Genomic DNA, 5,542 nt, shown 5'->3' on the forward strand with positions numbered 1-5,542 from the left:
CGGCATATTCCGGAACCCATTTTTTTACGTATTCGAGTTTCGGGTCGAATTTCTTTAGCTGGCTATCCGGGTTAAAGATCCGGAAGTAAGGTGCCGCATCGGTACCGCTGCCGGCCGCCCACTGCCAGCCGCCAACATTGCTAGCCATTTCGTAATCCAGTAATTTACGGGCAAAGTAGCGCTCGCCCCACCGCCAGTCTATCAGCAGGTCCTTACACAAAAAGCTGGCTACCACCATGCGCACGCGGTTGTGCATATAGCCGGTGTTGTTCAGTTCGCGCATGCCGGCATCAACCATAGGGTACCCGGTTTCGCCTTTGCACCAAGCCACAAATTGCTCCTCATCGTTTAGCCATTTAAGCCTGTCGTACTCCGGGCGAAAAGCATGATCTGCCGTTTGCGGAAAGTGGTACATGATCATGCTGTAAAATTCCCGCCATATCAATTCGTTAAGCCAGGTTTTTTCGTCAGATTCATAGGCATCGCGCGCGCATCGGCGGATACTTACCGTACCAAAGCGCAAATGCACCCCAATATGTGAGGTTCCTGTTACTGCAGGGAAGTCGCGGTTTTTAGCGTAATCGGCAATTACCTTATCGTATTCTTTTTCGGGATAGGTAATCTCACTTTTAACAAAGCCCATATCCTTTAATGTTGGCAGTGCAGGCGCGCGGAAGTGCAGCAGGTTTTTAAAATATTTTTGGGTAGGGTAAGCTTTAAGGTAAAACGGCTTGAGCTTTTGATACCACTTGTTTTTATAAGGGGTATAAACCGTATAAGGTTTTCCGTCATCTTTGGTGACCTCCTCTTTTTCGAAAATTACCTGATCCTTGTAAGTTTTGAATTCAATTTTGTTTTTAGCAAGCAGGCTTGCGATAGCATCGTCGCGTTCTTTGGCGTAGCCGGGTTCGTAATCGCGGTTGGTATATACGGCGGCTATATTGTGTTCCTTTATCAGTTCTTCCCAGGCGTGTTCCGGCGTATCGTAAACAACATGCAGGCCGCTGTGGTACTTATGGCATTCTTTGTTCAGCTCTTCAATTGCCTTGTATATAAAGCTGACGCGGGCATCGTCCTTGTCTTCCAATTTATCAAGAATCTCATTATCAAAAATGAAAAATGGCAGTACCGGGTTGCCGCTTTTAAGGGCGTGGTAAAGGCCGGCGTTGTCTTCCATCCGCAGATCGCGCCTAAACCAAAAAACGCTTACAGGTGTATTTTTATCCATAAATTTCTTTTAGTGCCGATGCAATATCCGGGTACTTAAATGTATAACCGGCTGTTTGAATTTTTTGTGCAGATACGCGGGTGCTGCCCAACACTACCAGGCTCATTTCGCCAAACAGCATTTTAATTAAAAACGCCGGTACGTTAGGGGCCCAAAACGGCCGGTGCAATTGTTTGGCAATGGCCTTGCTCATTTGCGCGTTGGTAACCGGGTTAGGTGCAACCATATTGTACACGCCATTGAGCGTTTCGCTTTCTATCCCGTCCAGGTACATGTCAACCACATCAACATGATGGATCCAGGGGATCCACTGGTTGCCTTTGCCGATAGGTGAGCCTACCCCGAATTTTGCGGGCAGGGCCAGTTGCGGCAGCGCGCCGCCATCTTTGGTGAGTACTACACCTGTGCGGTATTTCAGGATGCGCAGGCCTGGCGCGGCGCCTTCGTCGACTGCTTTTTCCCATTCAATACAACAGGTGCCTAAAAAATCATGATGTGGCTTGCTTTCTTCGGTAAGTAGTTCATCCCCCCGGTTGCTGTAGTAACCGGTTGCCGATGCCGATACGATGGCCGTTACCCTGTTGGGTTTACGTTTCATTAACGCATAGATCAGTTGAATAGATCTGGTGCGGCTTTCTATCAATAGTTTTTTACGCTCGTCTGTCCAGCGTTCATCGGCAATGCCCGCGCCTGCAAGGTGCACAATGGTATCTATGCCATCCAGGCAATCCTCGTCTATCTGGCCTTTGTCGATATCCCACAAGTATGTTTTTACCTTTGGGTCGGTGCCGGGCTTCCGGCTTAAATGGTTTACACTGTAACCGGCAGCCAGCAAGGCTTGTGTAAGCTGCCTGCCAATAAGCCCCGTGCCCCCTGTTATCAATACCCCGTTTTTATTACTCATTAAACCCTTTTTATTTAGCTAATTGAATACTACTACTTTTCGTGTTCCCGAAATTCACAATTTTACGTGCCATTCCCTTAAAAATAAACAGGTGGAACGGCCACATGGCGTACCAGTACATTCTGCCCCACAACCCGCGCGGCCTAAAGGTGGCCACCTGGCTTAAGTAAGTGATATGGTTACGCTCAATTATTTTAAACTCCAGCCAGGCTTCGCCCGGTAGTTTCATTTCGGCGTAGAGCAGCAGGCGGCGGTTTACTTTGTCGGCCAGCAGTACCCGCCAAAAGTCGATCACGTCGCCGGCGGATACTGATACATTACTGGTACGCCCGCGCCTTGTACCCACTCCGCCGAAAAGCTTATCCAAAAACCCGCGAAGGCTCCATATCCAGTCCCAGTAATACCAGCCGCGGTTGCCGCCAATGGCCATTACGTTATCCAGCACTTTAGCGCTCTCGCGGCTGAACGGCTGTTTCACTTTATATTCTAAGGTTCCGTTTTGGGGCACCTTTATCTGGTCCATAAAACCGGATGTGAGGTAGCCGTTATTTAAGGCGTCCTTCCAGCTGCTTACAATGGAGTTTTGTTCGATCTTTTTAAAGGCCAGCTGCAATGCCGCTTCATAAGTAAGGCAATCGCGTTTAACCACCTTGTCAATCTCATGGTCTTTCATGATGGTTTCATTCTTCATGCTATCTACCAGGCTTTGGGCCAGCGAGTAACTGGTTGATGTTACAAAGTACAGCCAGTACGATGAAATTTTAGGCGACAGGAAAGGGATAGTGATAATGTGCCTTTTTAACCTCCGCACTTTGGCGTAGGTAAGCATCATTTGTTTAAAGCTTAGGATATCCGGGCCGCCGATATCAAATGTTTGATTAAAAGCTTTCTCATTCAGCAGCACACCTTCCAGGTATCCCAGCACATCGCGAATGGCAATGGGCTGGCAGAGGGTGTTTACCCACCGCGGCACGGTCATGACCGGCAATTTTTCGGTCAGGTCGCGGATGATCTCGAAGGATGAACTGCCCGAGCCAATAATAATAGCTGCCCGCAAAACCGTCAGATCCGCCTTGCATTCCTTTAAAACATCTTCGACATGCTTACGCGATAGCAGGTGTTTAGACAGGTCGGTATCATTGGTGATTCCGCTCAGATAAATGACTTGCCGGCACCTGGTCTTATTGATGGCCTGTGTAAAATTTTTTGCAGACAAGGCTTCCATATCGGCAAAGTCGTCGGCCTGAGACATGGAGTGCACCAGGTAATAAGCCGCATCAACATCTTCCGGAAAGTTTTCTATGCTATCGGGCTTTAACAGATCGCCGGTGAGTAAGGTCACACGGTCGCTGTAGTCGCTTTGTTCATGGTAGCGGCGCTTATCGCGCACAAGACATACCACATTATGGCCCTTATCCAGCAACACCGGGATGAGCCGCGTACCTATGTATCCGTTAGCGCCTGCAAGTAATACTTTCATGTACTGTTGCAACAACAGAAAACGCCGGGTGTTTGGTTTAAAAAATGCCGCTATGTGCTACACATCAAAGCCCCATTTTTACAATGAACAAATTGAACAAAGCAAGTTGAACGGCGGCGGTATCATTCTTGCATTAATTGGAAAACCAATTGTAAACAATTCTCGATAAGTAATGCAACGGGCGGTTTACGCCGCCGTACTGTTACTAAACCCGGGACGAAATTACCCGGGCTATGCAAAATTGTTCACATAGGGAGCACCAGTAGCTATAGGGTGCTGAAGTAATTAATTAAAATACTAAACAACTATAATATTAAAGGCGATGATCACACCACAATTTCATAAACTGATAGTGATATTTTTCTTTGTGCTTGTGGCCTCATTAATTGCGTATGGCGTTTATTGCAGGCGCAAATCGCATTCTTACATGGGGACCGGCCGTGTTACCGATATTGAACAATGGTACATAAAGGGTACCCTTAGCTGGGTAGCCCTGTTTATGCTGGTATTACTGGCGCTTATAGATTTTTTGTAAACGGGGCTTAGGCTACTGCCTCCACATGCGGTTTATAAGTGTTGGTTTTCACCTTTGCCTTTAATTCATGCAGAATATTGTATAAGCCAAAGTTGGTGCGGTTAACATAAATAAAGTGTTTTACACCGCGGGCTTGCTTAAACTCGGGCATCTTAGCCACCTTCTCGCCAAATCCAAACAGATCGTCAAAAAAGGCCGTTTCACCGAAATCGAAGCTCTCGGTAATATAAGGTTTGGCAAACAGGCTGATCATCTGCTTAAACATCGTATAATAAAAGTCGATCTGCGCCGGGGTGTCGTTTGGTAAGATCATCTCCAGCTTGCGGAAAGCTGCTATAGTGTCCTCCCTGCTATCAAATAAGTTGGTTGATGTAAGCGAAAAGAAGGGATAGTAAAAGTCGTCCGGCATCACTTTAATACATCCAAAATCAATTACACCCAGCTTACCATTAGGCGTTATCATAAAGTTACCGGGATGCGGGTCGGCGTGTACGGCGCGCAGTTCATGCTGCTGGTAATTGTAAAAATCCCAAAGCGCCTGGCCTATGGTGTCGCGTAATTCCTGCGATGGATTGGTAGCCAAAAATTCTTTCAAGTGTTGTCCTTCCAGCCAGTCCATTGTAATAATACGTTTACTGGAAAGCTCCGGGTAGTACTGCGGGAACACCACATTGTCCAGATTGGCACATGCTTCCGAAAATTGGATAGAGCGCCGTACTTCCAGCTCATAGTCGGTTTCTTCTAAAAGTCGCTCTTCAACTTCGCGCATGTAAACATCCAGTTCCTTTTCGCTCATGCCTAGCATCCTGAAGGCAAATGGTTTTACGAGTTTAAGATCGGATGAGATCGAATCGCCCACGCCGGGGTACTGGATCTTGATCGCCAGTTTTTTGCCATTCAGCTCCGCTTCATGCACCTGCCCGATAGAGGCGGCGTTGGTAGACCGGATATTGAACTTGTCATAGATCTGATCAGGGTTTTTGCCGAAATATTTTTTGAATGTTTGTACGATAAGCGGCCCGGATAGCGGCGGCGCGTTGTACTGCGATTGCGTGAATTTGTCAACGTAAGCTTGCGGAAGCAGGTTTTTGTCCATGCTGAGCATTTGCGCAACTTTTAAAGCACTGCCCTTTAACTCACTTAGCGATTTATAAATATCTGTAGCATTATCCTCATTCAATTCCGATTTATCCAGATCGGGGTTAAAGAGTTTCTTAGAGTAGTGCTTAATATAGTTGCCGCCTATTTTGAACCCTGTTTTTACAAACTTGGCACTGCGCTCTACCTTAGTGGTGGGGATGCTACTCTGTTCATTCGATCTGTTATCGCTCATAATTATTGCTCAAATAATGCTGCCAGTTTGTGCAGGTTAATTTCTGCGTAATCGTCAATCAC

General features: G+C 46.9%; 5 protein-coding genes. 1 reads left to right on the forward strand and 4 read right to left on the reverse strand.

Annotated elements, in window-relative coordinates; translation table 11 throughout:
* The 3 genes from ACE5CV_RS13445 to ACE5CV_RS13455 form a co-directional block, all read right to left on the reverse strand.
* The coding region (locus tag ACE5CV_RS13445) for a cryptochrome/photolyase family protein (protein WP_374950698.1) at positions 1 to 1,228 on the reverse strand (1,228 nt) is incomplete at its 3' end.
* Positions 1,221 to 2,132 (reverse strand): TIGR01777 family oxidoreductase, encoded by a 912-nt coding sequence (locus ACE5CV_RS13450; RefSeq protein ID WP_374950699.1) that lies wholly within the window; start codon positions 2,130 to 2,132, stop codon positions 1,221 to 1,223. The genes ACE5CV_RS13445 and ACE5CV_RS13450, both read right to left, overlap by 8 nt.
* A 10-nt stretch (positions 2,133 to 2,142) precedes the next feature.
* Positions 2,143 to 3,612: an SDR family oxidoreductase gene (locus ACE5CV_RS13455; RefSeq protein WP_374950700.1), complete on the reverse strand. Its 1,470-nt coding sequence runs from the start codon at positions 3,610 to 3,612 to the stop codon at positions 2,143 to 2,145.
* A gap of 322 nt (positions 3,613 to 3,934) precedes the next feature.
* Between ACE5CV_RS13455 and ACE5CV_RS13460 the strand changes: the two genes are divergently transcribed.
* The gene (locus tag ACE5CV_RS13460) at positions 3,935 to 4,147 is read left to right on the forward strand and encodes a hypothetical protein (protein WP_374950701.1); all 213 of its coding nucleotides are present in this window, start codon (positions 3,935 to 3,937) and stop codon (positions 4,145 to 4,147) included.
* A gap of 7 nt (positions 4,148 to 4,154) precedes the next feature.
* On the opposite strand, the gene ACE5CV_RS13465 is transcribed toward ACE5CV_RS13460, so the two are convergent.
* The gene (locus ACE5CV_RS13465) at positions 4,155 to 5,480 is read right to left on the reverse strand and encodes an ABC1 kinase family protein (protein WP_374950702.1); all 1,326 of its coding nucleotides are present in this window, start codon (positions 5,478 to 5,480) and stop codon (positions 4,155 to 4,157) included.
* Positions 5,481 to 5,542: the final 62 nt, after the last annotated feature.

It is taken from the genome of Mucilaginibacter sp. (assembly GCF_964263795.1).
Taxonomy (GTDB): Bacteria; Bacteroidota; Bacteroidia; order Sphingobacteriales; family Sphingobacteriaceae; genus Mucilaginibacter.